The sequence below is a fragment of the Pseudoalteromonas sp. S1727 genome (assembly GCF_005886375.1).
GTDB classification, from domain to species: Bacteria; Pseudomonadota; Gammaproteobacteria; order Enterobacterales; family Alteromonadaceae; genus Pseudoalteromonas; species Pseudoalteromonas haloplanktis.
This window is the reverse complement of record NZ_PNDT01000036.1, coordinates 1-19,041: the sequence shown is the minus strand read 5'-3', so window position 1 is coordinate 19,041 and position 19,041 is coordinate 1. Positions and strand designations below refer to the sequence as shown.

Genomic DNA, 19,041 nt, shown 5'->3' with positions numbered 1-19,041 from the left:
ATGCACTATACTAGTCTGATATTTTTGGCTTAAATACGCAAAATAGATTAAAAAATGGTAATTTCATGTCCTTTTTAGCATGGCGTTAATTAACTCACAGGCACAAAAAAGCCGATGCGTTTGCATCGGCTTTAGGTGGGCAAATGTGAGAGAATCCACCCTGCCTAATTACTGCTCATTTAAATAAACGGTTTTCTTCTCAAGATATTGTTCTAAACCGTATTGGCCATCTTCACCGCCCATACCGCTTAGCTTCCAGCCATTGTGGAAACCTTGATGTTGTTCACCTAAACCACGGTTAACATACACTTCACCCACTTCCATTTCTGCAATTGAGCGATGAATGTATTCCATAGATTTAGTGTATAAGTACGCTGAGAGTCCATATTCACTGTCGTTGGTATAAGCAATGGCTTCATCAATGCTGTTGATTTTGATGATTGGTAATACCGGCCCAAAAGTTTCTTCGTGCACTAAAATGTTGTCTTGCTCAACATCAACCAGTACCGTTGGCTCATACCAATTGCCGCCTTCAAACCCTGCTACTGTGGCAACTTTACCACCAGTTACAAGCTTAGCGCCTTGTGCAATGCCTTTTTCAACAATTGAGTGAATATTATTAATTTCACTTTGATTGACCTTAGGCCCCATATCTGAACTTGGGTCCATTGGGTCGCCTACTTTAAGGGCTTGCACTTTTGGAATGAATTTTTCTATAAAGCTATCGTAGACATCGCTGTGCACATATAAGCGCTCAGCACAGGTACAAACTTGACCACAGTTAGCAAAACGCGCTACCACAGCGTCAGCAACGGCTTTATCAAGATCAGCATCTTCCATCACAATAAACGGTGCTTTACCGCCAAGTTCTAGCATTACTGGGGTTAAGTTTTTACCGCTTGCTTGATGAATAATTTGCCCTGCACGGGTACTACCGGTCATGGTGATTAGCTTTGTCAGCGGGCTCTCACATAAGTGTTGGCCAACGACTGAGCCTGTCCCATTAACAATGTTGATCACACCTGGCGGAATACCTGCTTGATTGGCAATTTCACCCAATTCCATCGTAGCTAATGGTGTTTCTTGGGTTGGCTTAATGACTATTGAGTTACCAGTAATAAGCGCAGGACCAATTTTACGCCCCGCTAATGCCAACGGGAAGTTCCATGCTGTGATTGCCACAACCACACCACGGGGAACTTTATGAATGTAGATTTTTTCGTTTTCGTGATCAGAAGGAATGATATCTCCTTTGATCGTCAACGCATTATCACAGGCATATTCAATAAATGTGGCTGTAACATTGGCTTCCATACGCGCAACATCAATTAACTTGCCTTGCTCTTGGACTAATAGCTCAGCAAGGCGCTCGTTATTATCACGAATACCTTGAGCAAAACGGCGTAAAATTGTAGCGCGTTCACGCGGTGTTTTTTGTGCCCACTGAGTTTGTGCTACCGTGGCTGTTTCAAGCGCAAGTTGTGCGTCTTCAACACTGCCTTTAGGAATGACACCCACTTGCTCGCCGGTACTGGGTGAGAGCACGCTGATGGTGTCGCTATTTGATGAGCTAATATACTCACCATTTATAAAGTTTACGTTGTTTTTTATTGTCATGGTTTTATCGTCCCATCCAGCCGCCATCAACTAATAGAACACTACCGTTCATGTAGTTTGAGGCATCTGATGCTAAAAATACGGTTGGCCCTTTAAAGTCATCAGGTGTTCCCCAACGACCTTGTGGTATACGATCTAGAATCGATTTTGCACGCTCAGGATCATTTCTTAATGCTTCGGTATTATCAGTGGCAATATACCCCGGTGCAATGGCATTCACATTAACACCTTTACTGGCCCACTCGTTAGCAAGTGCTTTGGTTAATTGACCAATCGCTCCTTTACTTGCTGCATAACCAGGTACGGTGATCCCGCCCTGAAAGGTTAATAATGACGCAGTAAAGATAATTTTACCTTGCCCACGAGCCACCATTTCCTTACCTAATTCACGGCTTAAAATAAATTGTGAGTTTAAGTTAATCTCAATGATTTTATCCCAATATTCATCACTGTGCTCTACCGCCGGATCACGTAAAATTGAGCCTGCGTTATTGACTAGAATATCAATTTTAGGGTGATCTTTTTTCACATCATTAATAAAAGCATATAAGCTCTCACGATTAGAAAAATCACATTGGTAAGCATAAAACATTTGCCCACGAGCAAGCACTTGCGTTTCAACATCGGATCCTGATTTTGCTAAACTCGCTGATACGCCAATTACATCAGCGCCGGCTTCAGCCAATGCCAGTGCCATTGCTTTACCAATACCACGGCTACAACCTGTGACTAATGCTGTTTTACCTTTAAGACTAAATTTATCTAACATGTTATTTTCCATTACTTAATTTGGCAAGAAACAAGGGCTTTCATACCCGTAGGGTTATTGTCCATGCTAGCAAACGCTGAGCTAATATCAGCCAGTTCACTGACCGAAGTGATAAATGGTTCTAAATCAATTTTGCCGCGAGCAACTAAATCAATCGCCATTTCAAAATCAGCATCTTCATAAACACGTGCGCCAACAAGTTCTAGTTCACGCCAAAAGAATTGAAACAAATCAACTGGCGGCTTTTGAGAATGGATAGCAACCATACAAATGCGGCCACGTACTGCTGCAATTTGGGTCATAGCTTCAACTGCAGGTTGCACACCCGATACTTCAAAAACAACATCAGCGCCTTTGCCATCACTCCATTTAGACACATTCTCTTGCAAGTCTTGTTCTAGTGGGTTGATGGTTTCAATATCAAAACGCGCAGAAAACTTACGACGCTCGTTATTTACTTCAGAGATCAACACGTCAGCACCGACGCTTTTAGCAACCAAGGCCACGAGTTGCCCAATTGGACCGCCACCGATCACTACTGCTTTTTCACCGGCTTTTAAGCGTGAACGCGAAATATCATGACAGGCAACAGATAAAGGCTCAATTAATGCGCCTTGCTCAAGTGTTACGTTGTCAGGTAGTTTATGAATAGTACGCGCTTTTACTGTCCATGAATTTTGAAACGCGCCAACTGAATCAATACCCATAAATTTCAGGTTATGACATACATGGCTATGGCCGGCATTACATGCAGGACAATCACCGCAGTAATCAAGTGGGCGTACAACGACACGATCACCCACTTTTAAGTTAGTTACATTGCTACCAAGCTCTGCAACCACACCTGAAATTTCATGGCCTATGGTATGCGGAGGGTTAACGCGCTGATCCATTACGCCATGATAAATATGCATGTCGGTACCACAAATACCAACAAAACCAACATCTAAACGTACTTCATCTGCTTGTGGCTTTACTTGTTTTCCTTCGACGATGCGAAATGATTTATTGCCAATATATTCTGCTGCTTGCATGGTAAATACCTTATGATTGCTTAACTAAATGAGGCTTAACTAATTGCGCGTCAAACTCGACACCGGTACCAATTAAATCTGGTGCACAGGCTTCGCCGTTATCAAGTTGTAATGGTCGCGTGGTGTATTCATCTATCGGGAATGAGTGTACTTCTAAGAATCCCGCATGAGGTTGTGAAGCCAATAGCGATACATGTAATTCATGCATACCGTGGCTACAAATCGGCAAGTTGTGGGTATACGCTAAACTAGCAACATGTAACCACCCTGTTATACCGCCGATATTTGAGGCATCAGGTTGTAAAAAGCCAAGTTTTGCTTGATCAATCGCATAACCAAATTCATATAACGTATGTAGGTTTTCACCCATAGCTAAAGGAATTGAGGTCGCTTGCGCAATCCGTGCAAACCCTTTGTAATCATCTGGAATTGTTGGCTCTTCAAACCAGGTTATATCAAACTGCTCAATGGCTTTTGCAAAACGGATTGCATGTTCTACATTCATCGAGTAATTAGCATCAACCATTAACGTTTTATCTGCACCAATTAGCTCACGAACGGCGGTCACTCGTGCCACATCTTCTTTATAATCTTGTTTGCCTACTTTAATTTTTACCGCATTAAAACCACGGTCTAAGTAACCTTGAATATTCTTAAGGAGCTTTTGCTGATCAAAGTTAAGATCAATACCACCGGCATAACACGCGGTTTTATCTCTGTGTCCACCAGCAACTTGCCAAAGTGGTGCTGATAAGCGCTTACATTTGATATCCCACAAAGCAATATCTACTGCAGAGATTGCAAAGCTTAATAAACCACCGCGGCCTACGTAATGTAGGTCCCACTGTAGCTTATCCCAAATTGACATAATTGCTGATGAATCAGCCCCGATCAAACCAGGTTTAATTTCGTCATTTAATAACGAATAAATAGCGCGGCCACCTTTACCGCCGGTATAGGTGTAACCCATACCTTCGTAACCGTCTTTGGTCATTATACGCACTGCGATAACTTCAAAATGAGTATGATCACCGTGTTTAGCATCACTTAACACCTCAGCGAGAGGAATTTGGTAATACTCTACTTTTATATTTTTTATTGCTCGCAATGAATCTCTCATCTAGCCACCAGTTTAGTTTACAAGATACTGTCTATTGTTAACAATCTACAACAACATAAATTTATTGTAAAGGTAATATAGTTAATAAAATGAAAATAACTTTGCCGCAGACGTGCAGCTAAGAGTGGCCTAGCAAGTTAAGCTGCAACCGCTTAACTTGCTAGTGATCTAAACGATTATTGAAGACCAGTGTTTAAAGAAAATGACAATAAATGTGTATGAGCGGTTATATACACACGGTTTTGTTGGGCATTAAATGCTAAGTTTGCGCTGATGGTAGGCAATGATACTTTGGCTAATAGCTGAGCGTTTTCATCAAACAACCAAAGCCCACCAGGCCCTGTTGCAAATATAATCCCAGTGGGATGAATTTTTAATCCATCCGGTAGACCATGACTGTTATCTGCCACTGCCGGCAATTGATAAAATAACGTTTTATTTTTAACAGTGCCATCTTGGTTTAATTGATATCGATACCAAGCGGGTTTATCAGGATTTGATGCCGCCACATACAGTGTTTTTTCATCCCCAGACAACGCAACCCCATTTGGGTAAATTAATTGCTTATCAAGCACACTAAGTTGGCCTTTTGCATTCAATGAATATACCCCTTGGAAGCTTAGCTCTTTAGCGGGATCATCAAGCTGCTTAGCCAGTCCATAAGGGGGATCACTAAAAAATAGAGTACCTTGCTGATTAAAAATACCATCGTTTGGGCTGTTGAGCTGTTGCTCTTGATAACGACTCACTAATTCGCGATAGTTTGTTTTAGGATCATTAACCGACGATGTCATAGTGACAATTTTTCGTGAGCGTGATTGCAATAACACCAACTCATTGTGGTTATTCAGGGCTAGGCCATTTGAGTAACCGCTATCGGCTAAATAAAGGTGCACACCTTGCTCAGGCTGATAGCGATAGACTCGGTGGCTGGGAATATCTGAAAACAACAAATACCCACCGTCTTCAACCCATACGGGCCCTTCAAGCCACTCAAAACCAGCTGCCAGTGTTTCGATTGGTGCATCTAAATTTAAAACCTGCAACGCCCTGTTATCGTAGATTTCATACGGGCCTTGTTTTATCACTGGCTCTGCATCTACAGCGGTGCTAATAAGCACAGCTGTAAGCACTACCCAAGCCTGAATATAACTAGTTAGCATTATTTGTATACCTGCGTTGATAAAGTTGCTGATTAACTTCTTTAGCAGCATTAACAAGGGGCATGTAAGGAATATCTGCCACATTAACAAAGCCAACGTTATAATTTTCGCCATCATAGGCACGCCCTGTTAATGGCGAATCTATATATTGAAACCAATGCGCCCCGACAAAATATGGATTATCGATCACGCTATACATATATTGTTGGTATTTAACACCGCGGTCGTGTTGCGACTCGGCGTGAATAAGCCCTGGGTTTAATAGTCCAGAATCTAACGCCCCATTATGAAACTCACCAATAATGCTTGGCTTATCAATGTCTGCTAAAAAGTGCCAAAAATCATCATTGAGCCCTTCTCGGTAATAGTTATAGCTAACCACATCAGCATGAGCAGCTGCTGCGTTACGAATTTCTGGCGTCATGCCCCAGTCAGCAAAACGAGCTCCCATATAGAGATGGTTTGGTAAGTGTTTTGCTGTTGCTTGCTCTACCACGGCAAAATATTGGTTAGCATAATGAAATAGCATAGTGGAAAAATCAGCTTCAACTTGCTTGTTGATATTTTTGACTGTAATGCCACTAGAAAACTCATGCCACGATGCAATATTGCTGTTCCAGCTAGCATTCAAAGCAGCTATATCTTGGTACTTATCTTTCATCAGTTTTACGAATTCAGCTTTAGTAGGGCTTTGTGTTGCATTTACAGATAATGTGTTGATCACTAACCCATATTGCGAATTAACTGAGCCCATCATGCCCCAGCTTTTTTCATTATCAATAAAAACACCAACGCACCATGGACTATTGTTCACTTGCGCTGCCACGGTTGCTAAGGTGATATCCGCGCGCTTAATAAAAACAGGATCAAATGGATCAGGTAGCGGGCTCCAGTAATCATTACCACTACTTACTGTTTTAAAATCACCGATGATCCATGCATTGGCAAAGTAAGGGAGTCGGTTTTGCTGATAGTAATCATCGTCAAGCCAATTACCAAAAGAGGTGAATCCCCACGACAACATACGATCAGTCGTGGTATCGCGCCATTTTTTCATTAATGTTTGCTCATCACGTGTTTGGTATTTGCGTTGTAAGTTTGCTCGATAAAAACTAAATGTTTCACCTTTTTTAACTGCCCCACTATGCACTTCACGGCGATAGCCATAATTGTCGGCAAGAGGATCATCACTGTCAGGCAACCAGTTAAACATGTTAGCGCGCAGCTCTGAGCTGATATAACGTGATGGCCACGCAGCTTTTGGTGCCGTATTTAAGCCGATTGAATCCTCAGGAGTCAGATCACCCGCCGCCCTTTGCTTAATGTACTTTTGGTCAAAGTCGTAACCTGTAATTGTGGTGGTATTCGCTAAGCGTACATTGGCAATACCAGTTGAAAAAAATAAATAACCTTGCGGGTCAACTAAACTCCATTTGCCTTGGTACTTTTCGGTTCTGAAGTAGCCGGTTGCTTTAAGTTTTGGTCCCGCTTGCCAACCACTAAACGTTGAGCGCCCCTCAACAGGTGACTTTTTCAGTTGTCTTTGCTCTTGCGCTGAGATTGCAAGTAATTGCTCTGTGGATGAAACCTTGTTGCTAAAATCACGCTTGGCATTTTGGCCAAACTCATCCACCAAGCCTACTAGGTATTCGGTGTCAAAGTTGGTTGGCTTTATTAGTCTTACATTATCGATTAGTAATTGCTTATCCGCTAACAAACCTTTTGTGCCAAACGTCACCTTGGTTACTTTACTAACATCAATGTTCTTTTCACCCCCTCGGTACAATACCGGGGTATAACTACTATGCCAACTAGGCGGGTTGGAGCGTATACCCGACTCTGTATTTAAATCGGCCCCTTTTAACTCAATATAATAAGTATTATTTGATTCAGCTGGCACCACTACACTGCGACTTTGTGCTCTACCATTATCATCCACTGTTTTTATATATAACTGGGTAGACGCCTTATCAGGGTTTTCTATATCAAGTGCAAAAGCAAAGTTGCCTAACGCTTGCCAATTCCACGTTGAGCTATTTACAAATTCAATATCGCTTTCGTGATGAGTTTTGGCTGCAAATATAACCTGTAACTTATGATTACCTTGCTGTTCAATTAGCTTAGTCGTGGCATTGTGATGCTGTAAAAAAGACTGGTATTCAGGTTTTTCGAAATCCCACAGCATGTGCTCTTTTTTTGTTGTGTCGACTGCGGGCGTGTTTTCTTCGAGTTGATTATTAGTACAACCTGACAACATAGTGCCTAGCAGTAGTACTGATGAGATATAAACATTCTTGTGTGTGTTTTTTTCATAGCAAGCCTATTCTTTTATTATGAAAGAACCGCTTTTGCAATAAAAGCGGTTAGGTACTATGTAGAATAATTACACAACACAAAATCAATAACAATTAATTGTTAACAATTTTATGTTTGTAAAAAATATATGCTGCTTTTTACTCAATCAGCTGAAAACGTTGATTATCGCCGTTATAACACTGCCACTGCACAACTGACGCGCCATTGGTTTGTAATTTACCTGCTATATCAATACATTTATTACTTAAGCTTGATCTAAGCTCAAAGTAGCCATCTCCTGTATTGTTCAGTGTAAAACGTTGATTGGCTTTTGTGTGATCACACACCCACTGTTCAACCCCAGCGCCATTTGAGGTACTTGAATTTGCAATTTGCATACACAAGCCAGTTAATTGTGAACTGATAGCATATTCGTTATTTGCGAGTTCAACGAGCTCAAATGCTTGGTTCTCGTTATTAGAATTACAATTCCATTGCTGATAAGTACTGCCGTTATTCATTGCACCGTTTTTAATATCGATACACTTTTGACTGTGTTTTGCTTTAATTTGCGCGCCACTAGTAACAGTGCTTGTATTTGCTGCATTAACGGGTTTATACACGCGCACCCAATCAACGTACATTTTATTTTTACTGTCATCGGCTAGGTCTGCATCAGTTGCAATATTACCCGCTTCTGAGCGCCAATCATGATCTTCAGTATCAATAATAATATAAGCAGATTGATCCATATTATGTGTGTTCTTATTTAACGTAGCCCCAGTGTAGTCTTTGTCTTTCATGACTACTTGTGCCCAAGAACCATCTGGCGTTTGCTGGCCATCAATATAAAATGTGACATCTGTTGGACTTTTCCAATACACACCAAAGCGATGAAAGCCTTCTCGCCAGTATGTTCCCCAGCTTGGCGTATTATGGGTTTGGTCATTATAATCACTGATTATTTGATTTGTTTGTTGATCGCGAATAAAAACATGGAAGTTCGTCGACATATTTCTAGCAAACCATTCATCACGCGCACCACCGTATACTTCTAGTACATCAATTTCGCGTTCATCATTATCGCTTAGCAACCAAAAATTTGAAGATAACTCTAGGTTACTCACCTTAATACTGGCTTCTAAAAATATTGGGAAAGTGACTTTAGTTTTTGAAGTGATCACCCCTGCATTGACTTGATCAGTACCTGCACGACGTGAAGCACTAATAATTAAATTACCATCAGAAACCCAAGACTCATCACGTTGCCAATAGGTCAAGCCTGGACCTGTCCAGCTATTAAAGTAGGTATCGTTCCATTTACTGGTAAATGCCGCCGGCTTCCCTGTGTAATTAAAAGAATCTGAGTATTCTTCCTGTAGCTGCCAAACTTTACCATTGTCAGGCGCGACTGGTAATGGAATTGCATCCCAATCGTTGGCCATTAAATTTGTAGATGTTAAAACACAGCCGATCAACAAAAGGTTATTTTTCATTTTTGCCTCTTAAAAGTTAGATGTTGTCATTTTGGTCACACAATGTGACCAATACAGACTAGTACAAATAAAAAACAAAATAAACACTTTGTTAACAAAAAACCATTAACATTAATCAATTTTTGGTGCTCATGCTTTAACAGTGTGCAGTGTAAATAAGTTAACGCCATAGTAATACAGGTAATCGCACAAGACTTGTTGTTGCATTTAATACAACCTTTTGAACACCTGTAAGAATGAGCTCTTGCAGCTGTATTTACATAACTGGTTAAAACATAAAGATTGAATCTATTAATAGCCACGTCAGTTATTACGTTGCTGGCAGGGCCATTATTTAGCGCAACTGCACCCTTTCAGTGCCCAGCTTGCACCAGCAATAAACGTTTCAGTGATCAGCTGATAAAGAAAAAACACAAAATTTATAAAAAACATTAAGTTATAAATATGGCAATAATATTGCTTAGTTAGACACATAACAATAAAACTGCTTTTGCAGTAATGGCAACGAAGCCCGCGCACACTAATCGAAAGGTTTACTGTGTCGGGCTTTTTTTATTGCCAAAATTTAAACCGTCAGCTTGAAGGAAAAGACAAATGCCACAGAAAATTCTCGTTATTGGCAATGGCATGGTGGGGCACCATTTTGTTGAGCAAATGCGTAGTTGCGATGAACATGCGCAGATCACGGTATTATGTGGTGAAGCTAACCTTGCCTACGATCGGGTCTATTTATCCAGTGTTTTTAATGGTAAAACAGCCGCCGATTTAGCGTTAACAACCCATGAAAACTACCAAAATCTTAATATTACTGTCCATACTAGCCAGTGGGTAGAACACATTGATGTGACGCAAAAGCAGCTCGTAACAGCTGATGGCACACACTTCGATTATGATAAATTAGTTTTGGCAACTGGCTCATACCCTTTTGTGCCGCCCATTAAAGGTAATGACCAATCTCACTGTTTAGTATACCGCACCCTTGAAGACTTAGAAAAAATCAAAGCCTGTGCTAATGATAGCAAAGTAGGTGTGGTGATTGGTGGCGGTTTACTTGGATTAGAAGCTGCAAATGCATTAAAACAATTAGGCTTAGATACGCATGTAGTTGAGTTTGCACCGCAATTAATGGCGGTACAACTTGACCAACAAGGCGGTAAATTACTAAGAAATAAAATTGAAGAACTCGGTGTTAGTGTACACACAGGTAAAGCTACCAGTGAAATTGTAGCTGGTGAGCAATGTCGTTACCGCTTAAATTTTGCAGATGGCAGCCACTTAGAAACCGATTTAGTGCTGTTCTCCGCAGGTATTCGCCCATACGATAACCTAGGTAATAAAGCTGGACTTACTTTAGGTGAGCGCGGCGGGATCGTAATTAATAATGCATGTCAAACATCAGATAAAGATATTTTTGCGATTGGTGAATGTGCACTATGGGATAAGAAATTATTTGGTTTAGTCGCCCCTGGCTACAATATGGCACGAGTTGCAGCAAGTCAGCTGTCAGGTGGCGACCTTCAATTTAACGGCGCCGATATGAGCACTAAGCTTAAATTGTTGGGTGTTGAAGTAGGCTCAATTGGTGATGCCCATGGTATAACCGCTAATGCGAAAGAATTGATATATCAAGATCCAATTCGTGATTGCTATAAAAAAATAGTCCTCAACGAAGCTGGTGATAAGTTACTAGGCGCAGTGTTAGTAGGTGACACCAGCGATTATGACACGTTATTACAGTACATGCTCAATGATATGGCGCTGCCTGAACACCCAGAGTGCCTTATTTTACCAGATAGCGCAGGTGCCCCAACACTCTCAAGCAGTGCGTTACCCGATTCCGCAACGATCTGTTCATGTCACAATGTCTGTAAAAGTGACATCATCACCGCCATCGATAATGGCGCAAATGAACTTAGCGCAGTAAAAACTTGTACTAAAGCAAGCTCTGGTTGTGGTGGCTGTACCGCACTACTTAAATCGGTTGTGGATGCCGAACTTGCAGAGCGTGGTGTTGAAGTAAATAACCATCTGTGCGAACACTTTGCTTATTCTCGTCAAGAGCTATTACACCTTGTAAAAGTAGAGAAAATAAAAACATTTGCTGAGTTGCTTAAACGCCATGGTGAAGGCCATGGTTGTGAGATCTGTAAGCCTGCTGTGGGGTCAATTTTAGCATCAACATGGAATGACTATATCTTAGAGGAGCAGCATGTTGGCTTACAAGATACCAACGATACTTATTTAGCTAATATGCAAAAAGATGGCTCTTATTCCGTTGTGCCACGAATCGCTGGCGGTGAAGTAACGGCTGATAAGCTGATAGTACTTGGTGAAGTTGCTAAAGAGTTTAACTTATATTGTAAAGTGACGGGTGGACAACGTATTGATTTATTTGGTGCGCGTCTTGAACAATTGCCAGTAATTTGGGAAAAACTGATAGCCGCAGGGTTTGAAACCGGCCACGCTTACGGTAAATCATTGCGTACTGTAAAATCCTGTGTCGGTAGCACTTGGTGTCGCTATGGTGTGCAAGACAGTGTTGGCCAAGCCATTGCAATTGAAGATCGCTATAAAGGTCTACGCTCGCCACATAAAATAAAAATGGCCGTATCAGGCTGTACCCGTGAATGTGCTGAAGCGCAAAGCAAAGATATTGGTATTATTGCCACCGAAAATGGTTGGAACCTTTATGTATGTGGTAATGGCGGTATGCGTCCACGCCACGCAGACTTATTTGCGACCGATTTAGACACACCCACTTTGATTGCCTATATCGACCGTATTTTAATGTTTTACGTTAATACCGCAGACAAGCTACAACGTACGTCTGTATGGCTTGAAAACCTCGAAGGCGGATTAGATTACCTACGCCAAGTTGTAATTGAAGACAGCTTAGGTATTTGTGCTGAACTTGAGCAACAAATGGCGTATATCACTGACACCTATGCATGTGAGTGGCTACGTACCATTGAAGATCCAAATGCAGTTAAGCGTTTCCGTCAATTCGTCAATAGCCCGGATGCCGATGAAAATATTGTGTTTGTTCAAGAACGCAATCAGATCCGCCCCGCGACTGAAGCTGAGAAAAGCACACTTAAATATACGCAGCAACGCCCAATCGCAGTAACAGAAATTACACAGGAGCAAGAAGATGTCTTGGTATAATATTGGTACATTAAATGATTTAGTATTAAATAGTGGTATCTGCGCACAGGTTAATAATCAACAAGTTGCCGTATTTTATATTCCTGATGATGAGCAATCAGTTTTTGCTATTAGTAACTTTGACCCCATCGGCAAAGCAAATGTGTTAGCGAGGGGAATTGTTGGCTCACTACAAGAGAACTTAGTAGTCGCTTCGCCATTGTATAAACAGCATTTTTGCCTAAAAACCGGTCAATGCTTAGAAGCAGAAACAATTCGGGTACCTGTCTATCAAACTAAAGTAGAGCAGGATCAAGTGTTTATTAGCTGTCAACCGGTGTTGGCAGCCAGTTAAGCCTGTTAAAAAGTGAGATAATTATGAGTGTATTTTCATACTTTTCAAGCATAGAAAATAACTGGCTTGATAACATTTTTACCCGCAATACTGCAAGCCAAAGTCGTAAAGGTAAAACGGGACACGTGTACTTAATTGGCGCCGGCCCTGGCGATCCTGAGCTTATTACCGTCAAGGCACAGCGAATCTTAGACACTGCCGATGTCGTCTTATATGATTGGTTGGTAGCCGATGAACTGATCACCTCACTGCCTGCCAGCTGTAAACGCGTATTTGTTGGTAAACGTGCTGGTAAACACTCAATGACACAGCCGCAAATTTGCCAACAACTCGTTAAATATGCGCAACAAGGCTTAACCGTAGTGCGCTTAAAAGGGGGCGATCCGAGTATTTTTGCACGTAGCTGTGAAGAAGCTGACGCACTGCAACAGGCTGCAATCAAGTTTGCGATTATACCGGGTGTCACTACCGCATGTGCAACCTCTGCTTATACCGGAATTCCACTAACTAAGCGTAATGTTGCGGCCAGTATTACCTTTATGACGGCCCAATTTAGCGACCCTAAAAAGCAACCTAACTGGCAAAAATACCGTTATATACCCAATGGCGATAATTCCACATTAGTCGTATATATGGGATTAAATAGATTAGAGCAGTTAGTCTCTGGGCTTATTGCTGTTGGTTGGCCAAAAGACACCCCTATTGCACTGATTGAACAAGCAACCACCTTAGAGCAACGAGTGAATACTTCAACATTGGATAAAGCCTATAAGATCCCCTCTTCAGAAGCGATCCACGGCCCTACACTAATTATTATCGGTGAGGTAATTGATCACACTATGCCAATTAGCCCTGAGTTACTTAATGTTACAGCCTATGGGGTTTAACAACCAATAAACACTAATCATACGCGCGCTTGCTCTCAACCTACGGGAGTAAAATACTGAGCAAGCGCACTTTCTGTAAGCATCGTTGCAGTGCATTCTTTGCACCAAAATACATCATTTTAGTCTAGCGGCTCAATTTAGCATCATTCAACTCCTTGCAATAAAACTATAAGACCATGTTATTAAACAGTTTTAATTTAAACTTTGGTAAATTTCGGGTTTATTTTTAACTGGAATGAAGGTTGCAACTGTCAGCATAAATAACAACACAAAAAAACTATTTATGGCTCACAATAATTCGCTCACTAAAAAATTTCTATTAGCCGCTAAATACGAAGAGATCCACGCGCTAGAACAGTTACAAAAAAGTTGTTACAACCTAATAAAGCTCGGTCAATTTGTCCATCAACTACAAAAAGAGCGAGCAATGAGTAATATTTATCTCGCCTCAAACAGAACCCTCTTTGCACAACAACTACAACAACAAATAAAACACTCCGATATTTTACAACACGCTTTATTTGAATCACTCGCGCAAACTTATTTATGTACCAAACCCGGCGTAGGTAATAGCCGCCTATATAATTTAATAACTATCAGTCTACAATCGCTGGACACACTGCATTCCTTACGTGAAAAAGTGGCCAAACAAGCGCTCAGTGCTAGCCAGTCAACACAGTCTTTTACGCAAATAATCACCAGCTTATTAAATGTCTTTTTAGAAACCGCTGATGGTGCCAGTGATCCGGTGATCACCCGCATCTTAGTTGCTTATTTTAACTTTATACAAGGTAAAGAGTATGCCGGCCAAGAACGTGCTTATGGGGCAATGGCGTTTGCCAGTAATAAGTTTGATGCTGAACAAAAAGCACTATTAAGTCATTTTCAACAAAACCAACAAACCAGCTTTGATTTTTTTCGTCAATATGCAGATGAGCAACTTACTCTAAGCTACAAGCTTCTACTACAGGATGAGTCAAGCCAAGAAATAGAAAAACTACGCACTATGCTGCACCAGTTAGATCCAAGCAAGAATCAAGAATTGTCACAGCTTAGTGAAGTCTGGTTTGACATAGCAACCGCCAGAATTGATATTATGCATCAAATAGAACAACAAATTTCTAAGCGTTTAATATCGGCAGCAAAAGAGCGGATAGTTGAAGCGAAGCAAAGTTTAGATACCCATCAAGGCACGCTAGCTATTCTTACTAAGGACAGTCCCGATTTCAGTGTGCTCACCACAGCTACACTTTTATCAGCTGAGTTAAATGGCTTTGCAAATACCAATGTAGCAGCACAGAAACTCGCAGCAAATAAAACCATGTACGATTTAATTGCCGAACAAAGTCAGCATATAAAACAAATAAATAATGCACTTAGCGAAGCCAGAAAAGTTATCAATGAGCAAAAAACCATTAACCAAGCTAAATTCATACTTATTGAACAATTAAAATTGACCGAGGCCCAAGCACATAAAAAATTACAAAAACAAGCTATGGATAACCATGTCAGTTTACATCAAGTTGCAGAGCAAATAATTACGCTAGTGGATTAGCCAAAGACAATACAATTAGCGATTGGTCACATATAGTTCAGGTATTTTCGCTTAGCCTATTTGCTGCTTATCAAAACGATAGCCAGCTCCATATACAGAGCCGACTATCTTAGGAGAGAAGTTTAAATGTTTTATTTTTTTACGAATATTTTTTATATGGCTATCAATTACGCGATCTGCAATATCAAAATTACTTGGCTGTAAGTGCTCCAGAATATGTTGTCTAGAAAAAATACGATTCGGTGCATGATACAAAAGTGAGAAGAGATCAAATTCAACTTTAGTGAGAATTAACTGTTGCCCTTTAATTCTCACTGTCAAGTTATCTGTATTTACTTCGATGAGTTCTTCCATATGCACTTGCGATTCATGTGCACTACAACGGCGCAAAATCGCTTTCACACGCATTACTAACTCAGCGCCACTAAAGGGCTTACAAACATAATCATCCGCCCCTAGTTCCAGTCCCCTCAGACGATCGGCTTCTGCAACTTTAGCTGTTACCATAATAATAGGCACCATCGAAAACTGTCTAATTTGTTTTAAGCACTCGACCCCATCTTGGTTTGGCAACATAACATCCATAATGATAGTGTCTGGTGTATTTAACTTAACCCAAGCTACAACAGAAGCGCCATCCATAATGTGAGTTGTTTTAAACCCAGACGCTTTAAAAAATAATATTACTTGATGTGCGATATCGGCATCATCTTCGACTATCAAAACGTGTTGCATGTAAAAGCCCATTTATTTTTGTTGTAACATTTTTAACTGTTTTTTTATTGAGAACTTCAAAGTAGATGATAATGTTTCGTCGAGTAATAACATAGCCAAAATCTCTGGTATATCGTCACTGCTGGAGATCTCTGAAAGCAAATCATGATCACATGGGCTTATCAGCTCTATAAAACTGAGTTGTGGTGAGATAGCTTGTGTAAAAGACATAGTGTGTGCCTTATCCATTTTATATTTACACCAAATACCATTTGGTACTGGGCTTTAATGGTGCTATTAAAGCTCAACAATATGGAGGAAATATGGATAATCACTATCATTTACAGTAATTTGCTCTTTTCAACTGGCAGTAATATTGTAATTGCAAGCCCACCAAATTCACTGGCTTGCGCATTAATTTGCCCACCGTGTAAAGACACTATTTTGTGGCTAATGGCCAAGCCCAGTCCTGAACCACCTAAATCACGACTCCTTGATTTATCGCAACGGTATAATCGCTCAAAAATATTAACGAAGTCCGCTTCAGAAACACCAGGGCTTGAGTCACTTAAACATAACTTTAAATAGCCACTTTCTATTTGCGAAGTAAACATCACCTTACCTGGGGTATCTGTATAATTCACTGTATTACGCGCCAGATTATGAATAACTTGATTTAATCTATCACTGTCAAGCTCAATAGTAATTGTTTTATCAATACTAACGTGTTGACTAAACTCTAGCCCCGCAGCTGTGACTAGCGTTGCAATATCATCAGCAAAGTGACTTACCAGCTCATACGCATTGTATTTTTTTGTGTGTAATACAAAGCTACCACTGTCTGATTGCGCAAGTTCATAAATATCGGTAATGAGCTGATTCAAGCGGTCTAATCTTTGATGTAAAATCTTGTAAGTCGTATCTGGGTTTTCAACTAAATTATGCTCTAATGACTCTATATTTAATTTTAAAACAGTTAACGGTGTGCGTAATTCATGCGACACATCTGCCAATAATTGTTCCTTAAGTTGTATCGAATTATTGAGCACTTGTGCTTCTTTTTCGCTCATTTTCTTTTTCTGTTGATAAAGAATGTAAGTAACCACCAACCCAATCAACATTATTAATGCGATAGTACCTATTATGAGTAGATATTGTTGATTTTTAATCTCGTTGATCTTGTGTTGATTTTTAATCTCAGCGAGCTCAATTTGAGTAGTTTGATATTGCGTTTGAGCTGCATAACCTAAAGCTTTGGACTTAGCATCCTGTTCGAGTTGCTCTTCTAGCATAGTATAGGACTGCTGCTTCATGGCAAAAGCATCAGCAAACTTATTGAGCTCACTATATGCTTGAGATAATAAGTTGAGCTTCATCATTTGTACTTCAAAAGTGGATTCGTTTGTCGATATGCCCTCTAAAACTTTAACCGCTCGCTGCTGCTCCTGTGTACCAAGTAAAGCCTTTGCATATAAAAGTGAAAACTCTTGATGTAACGCTTTATCTTCCACAGCATCCAAGCTAGCCATGACACTTTTGAATAAGTTAATCGCTGTTGCATACTGATGTTTAAGTAATTGGAGTTCAGCTTGATTACCTTTTACCCAAGCTATATTTCTCGGGCTATCCAGTTCTGTAAATAAATCCAAAGCGTGTTGTAAATAACTTGGCGCTTCGTCATAGCGCTTGAGTGCCATAAGTTGACGGCTGATCTGAACTAAATCATAACCCGCGTAGTTAAACATTTGATTTTCTAGATCATACTGATAGGCTTTTTTATACGCATCTAAACTTTTTTCGTGCTCTTTTAACGTCGCATAGCTATCACCAATACTATAATGTAACTGCGCATACCAAGTATTTGGGTTTTCAGCTTGTGTAGTAACATAAGCTAATAATTCTAACTGCAGTTTTAGTGCTTTTTCTGGTAGTTTTAAATCATTATAAATACCTGCTTCAGCATTAAAAGCGGCCATTGTAACTGGCGTATTTTCAGCCAGCTTTGCGGCTTCTTTGGCTTTTTCAACAGCGATCAGTGCCTCGCTAAATTGACCGTTCGCTTTAAGTGAAAATGAGTAAAAACGGAGGGTGTGGCTGAGCATACGGTAGTCTTTTGTTAACTCAAACATCGCAATCGCGTTTTTAAAGTGATTCTGAGCAGAATTAAACTGCCCTAAATTAATCGCTAAATCGCCTCTCGTAATATACAACTTGCCACGATACTCGTTACTATCATAGCTTTTCAATAGCGCTTCTAATTTGTCTAAATCACGCTCGACTTCATCAAATTGTCCTAATTTATTATTCGCTAGAGCAACTTTGTGTAGTACATATGCACGCTGTTCTTCAGTCAATGATTCTGCTAAAAGCGCTTTCCCCTGAGTTACTGTATCTGTTTTCTTTTGTTGTTGCTCTATCCCTTGCACAAAACGCTCAAACGCTGCAGTGCCTAAAGGATCCGCCCAAGAGTGAAAAGAAAGTGAGAGTATTACCAATAAGAAGACGATTAATAGATGCTGCATTATTTTTATTCTAATTTTAAGTGATGCGAATGAATGCTAAATAGATAGCCTTTACACTATATATACAGCCATTTTTATCCTTAATTTTACACTTATTAATTATATAAAACAGATAAAAATAGCTGACATTATTTCATGATTAATAAGGGATTAATACCAATCGACTTAAATATTTAACCATTCTAGCGGGCTAAATAAAGCGCTAACTGCGTTATAAATTTTTCAAGTAGAACAACTACATGTCAAAATTTATGCCTTGTTATCACTGTATTTATCTGTCGCTATAAATGGTCAGTAACTTAACACGATTGGTATAATCACTGTTCAGAGGTCGAAAATAGTTGCGTTCAAAATATTATCATAATAATAT

The 19,041-nt window shown here is 40.2% G+C and carries 14 protein-coding genes; 4 read left to right on the top strand and 10 right to left on the bottom strand.

Annotated elements, in window-relative coordinates; translation table 11 throughout:
* Positions 1 to 168: 168 nt before the first annotated feature.
* The 7 genes from aldA to CWB85_RS10390 all read right to left on the bottom strand — a co-directional run bounded on the left by aldA (position 169) and on the right by CWB85_RS10390 (position 9,494).
* Entirely contained in the window at positions 169 to 1,617 is a 1,449-nt protein-coding gene (aldA, locus tag CWB85_RS10420) for an aldehyde dehydrogenase (protein ID WP_138554825.1), read from the bottom strand.
* A 4-nt stretch (positions 1,618 to 1,621) separates the two neighbouring features.
* Complete coding sequence (locus CWB85_RS10415; RefSeq protein WP_138554824.1) at positions 1,622 to 2,386, bottom strand: SDR family oxidoreductase; 765 nt, start codon at positions 2,384 to 2,386, stop codon at positions 1,622 to 1,624.
* Positions 2,387 to 2,397: 11 nt separating this feature from the next.
* Positions 2,398 to 3,420 carry a zinc-dependent alcohol dehydrogenase gene (locus CWB85_RS10410; protein WP_138554823.1) on the bottom strand — a complete coding sequence of 341 codons (1,023 nt, stop codon included), beginning with the start codon at positions 3,418 to 3,420 and terminating at the stop codon, positions 2,398 to 2,400.
* Positions 3,421 to 3,430: 10 nt separating this feature from the next.
* Positions 3,431 to 4,540, bottom strand: a complete 1,110-nt coding sequence (locus CWB85_RS10405; RefSeq protein WP_138554822.1) for a mandelate racemase/muconate lactonizing enzyme family protein — start codon at positions 4,538 to 4,540, stop codon at positions 3,431 to 3,433.
* A gap of 176 nt (positions 4,541 to 4,716) precedes the next feature.
* The gene (locus tag CWB85_RS10400) at positions 4,717 to 5,703 is read right to left on the bottom strand and encodes an SMP-30/gluconolactonase/LRE family protein (protein WP_138554821.1); all 987 of its coding nucleotides are present in this window, start codon (positions 5,701 to 5,703) and stop codon (positions 4,717 to 4,719) included.
* A complete protein-coding gene (locus tag CWB85_RS10395; protein ID WP_138554820.1) occupies positions 5,693 to 7,960 on the bottom strand; it encodes an agarase in 2,268 nt (755 codons plus the stop codon). Before CWB85_RS10395 ends, CWB85_RS10400 begins: the two co-directional genes overlap by 11 nt.
* A gap of 196 nt (positions 7,961 to 8,156) precedes the next feature.
* The gene (locus CWB85_RS10390; RefSeq protein WP_016709218.1) at positions 8,157 to 9,494 is read right to left on the bottom strand and encodes an RICIN domain-containing protein; all 1,338 of its coding nucleotides are present in this window, start codon (positions 9,492 to 9,494) and stop codon (positions 8,157 to 8,159) included.
* 594 nt (positions 9,495 to 10,088) lie between these two features.
* On the opposite strand from CWB85_RS10390, the gene nirB reads away from it, so the two are divergent.
* The 4 genes from nirB (at position 10,089) to CWB85_RS10370 (ending at position 15,435) form a co-directional block, all read left to right on the top strand.
* Complete coding sequence (gene nirB, locus CWB85_RS10385; RefSeq protein WP_138554819.1) at positions 10,089 to 12,659, top strand: nitrite reductase large subunit NirB; 2,571 nt, start codon at positions 10,089 to 10,091, stop codon at positions 12,657 to 12,659.
* A complete protein-coding gene (nirD, locus tag CWB85_RS10380; RefSeq protein ID WP_138554818.1) occupies positions 12,646 to 12,993 on the top strand; it encodes a nitrite reductase small subunit NirD in 348 nt (115 codons plus the stop codon). The genes nirB and nirD overlap by 14 nt, the downstream gene beginning before the upstream one ends.
* 23 nt (positions 12,994 to 13,016) lie before the next feature.
* Positions 13,017 to 13,880 (top strand): uroporphyrinogen-III C-methyltransferase, encoded by an 864-nt coding sequence (gene cobA / locus CWB85_RS10375; protein WP_138554817.1) that lies wholly within the window; start codon positions 13,017 to 13,019, stop codon positions 13,878 to 13,880.
* Between the two features lie 283 nt (positions 13,881 to 14,163).
* Positions 14,164 to 15,435, top strand: coding sequence for a nitrate- and nitrite sensing domain-containing protein (locus tag CWB85_RS10370; protein WP_171039003.1), 1,272 nt, complete (start codon positions 14,164 to 14,166; stop codon positions 15,433 to 15,435).
* Positions 15,436 to 15,486: 51 nt separating this feature from the next.
* Here CWB85_RS10370 and CWB85_RS10365 read toward each other — a convergent pair whose 3' ends face one another.
* The 3 genes from CWB85_RS10365 to CWB85_RS10355 form a co-directional block, all read right to left on the bottom strand.
* Positions 15,487 to 16,170 carry a response regulator gene (locus tag CWB85_RS10365; RefSeq protein WP_249314829.1) on the bottom strand — a complete coding sequence of 228 codons (684 nt, stop codon included), beginning with the start codon at positions 16,168 to 16,170 and terminating at the stop codon, positions 15,487 to 15,489.
* Positions 16,171 to 16,182: 12 nt separating this feature from the next.
* Positions 16,183 to 16,380 (bottom strand): hypothetical protein, encoded by a 198-nt coding sequence (locus tag CWB85_RS10360; protein ID WP_016709211.1) that lies wholly within the window; start codon positions 16,378 to 16,380, stop codon positions 16,183 to 16,185.
* 110 nt (positions 16,381 to 16,490) lie between these two features.
* Positions 16,491 to 18,671: a tetratricopeptide repeat protein gene (locus CWB85_RS10355; protein ID WP_138554814.1), complete on the bottom strand. Its 2,181-nt coding sequence runs from the start codon at positions 18,669 to 18,671 to the stop codon at positions 16,491 to 16,493.
* Between the last annotated feature and the right edge of the window lie 370 nt (positions 18,672 to 19,041).

Excerpts from the sequence above, each read along its gene's own strand:
- CWB85_RS10400 (WP_138554821.1), bottom strand. The coding sequence starts at position 5,703 with ATGCTAACTAGTTATATTCAGGCTTGGGTAGTGCTTACAGCTGTGCTT.
- CWB85_RS10415 (WP_138554824.1), bottom strand. The coding sequence starts at position 2,386 with ATGTTAGATAAATTTAGTCTTAAAGGTAAAACAGCATTAGTCACAGGT.
- CWB85_RS10370 (WP_171039003.1), top strand. The coding sequence starts at position 14,164 with ATGGCTCACAATAATTCGCTCACTAAAAAATTTCTATTAGCCGCTAAA.
- nirB (WP_138554819.1), top strand. The coding sequence starts at position 10,089 with ATGCCACAGAAAATTCTCGTTATTGGCAATGGCATGGTGGGGCACCAT.
- CWB85_RS10355 (WP_138554814.1), bottom strand. The coding sequence starts at position 18,671 with ATGCAGCATCTATTAATCGTCTTCTTATTGGTAATACTCTCACTTTCT.
- CWB85_RS10410 (WP_138554823.1), bottom strand. The coding sequence starts at position 3,420 with ATGCAAGCAGCAGAATATATTGGCAATAAATCATTTCGCATCGTCGAA.
- CWB85_RS10390 (WP_016709218.1), bottom strand. The coding sequence starts at position 9,494 with ATGAAAAATAACCTTTTGTTGATCGGCTGTGTTTTAACATCTACAAAT.
- cobA (WP_138554817.1), top strand. The coding sequence starts at position 13,017 with ATGAGTGTATTTTCATACTTTTCAAGCATAGAAAATAACTGGCTTGAT.
- CWB85_RS10365 (WP_249314829.1), bottom strand. The coding sequence starts at position 16,170 with ATGCAACACGTTTTGATAGTCGAAGATGATGCCGATATCGCACATCAA.
- nirD (WP_138554818.1), top strand. The coding sequence starts at position 12,646 with ATGTCTTGGTATAATATTGGTACATTAAATGATTTAGTATTAAATAGT.
- CWB85_RS10395 (WP_138554820.1), bottom strand. The coding sequence starts at position 7,960 with ATGTTGTCAGGTTGTACTAATAATCAACTCGAAGAAAACACGCCCGCA.
- aldA (WP_138554825.1), bottom strand. The coding sequence starts at position 1,617 with ATGACAATAAAAAACAACGTAAACTTTATAAATGGTGAGTATATTAGC.
- CWB85_RS10405 (WP_138554822.1), bottom strand. The coding sequence starts at position 4,540 with ATGAGAGATTCATTGCGAGCAATAAAAAATATAAAAGTAGAGTATTAC.
- CWB85_RS10360 (WP_016709211.1), bottom strand. The coding sequence starts at position 16,380 with ATGTCTTTTACACAAGCTATCTCACCACAACTCAGTTTTATAGAGCTG.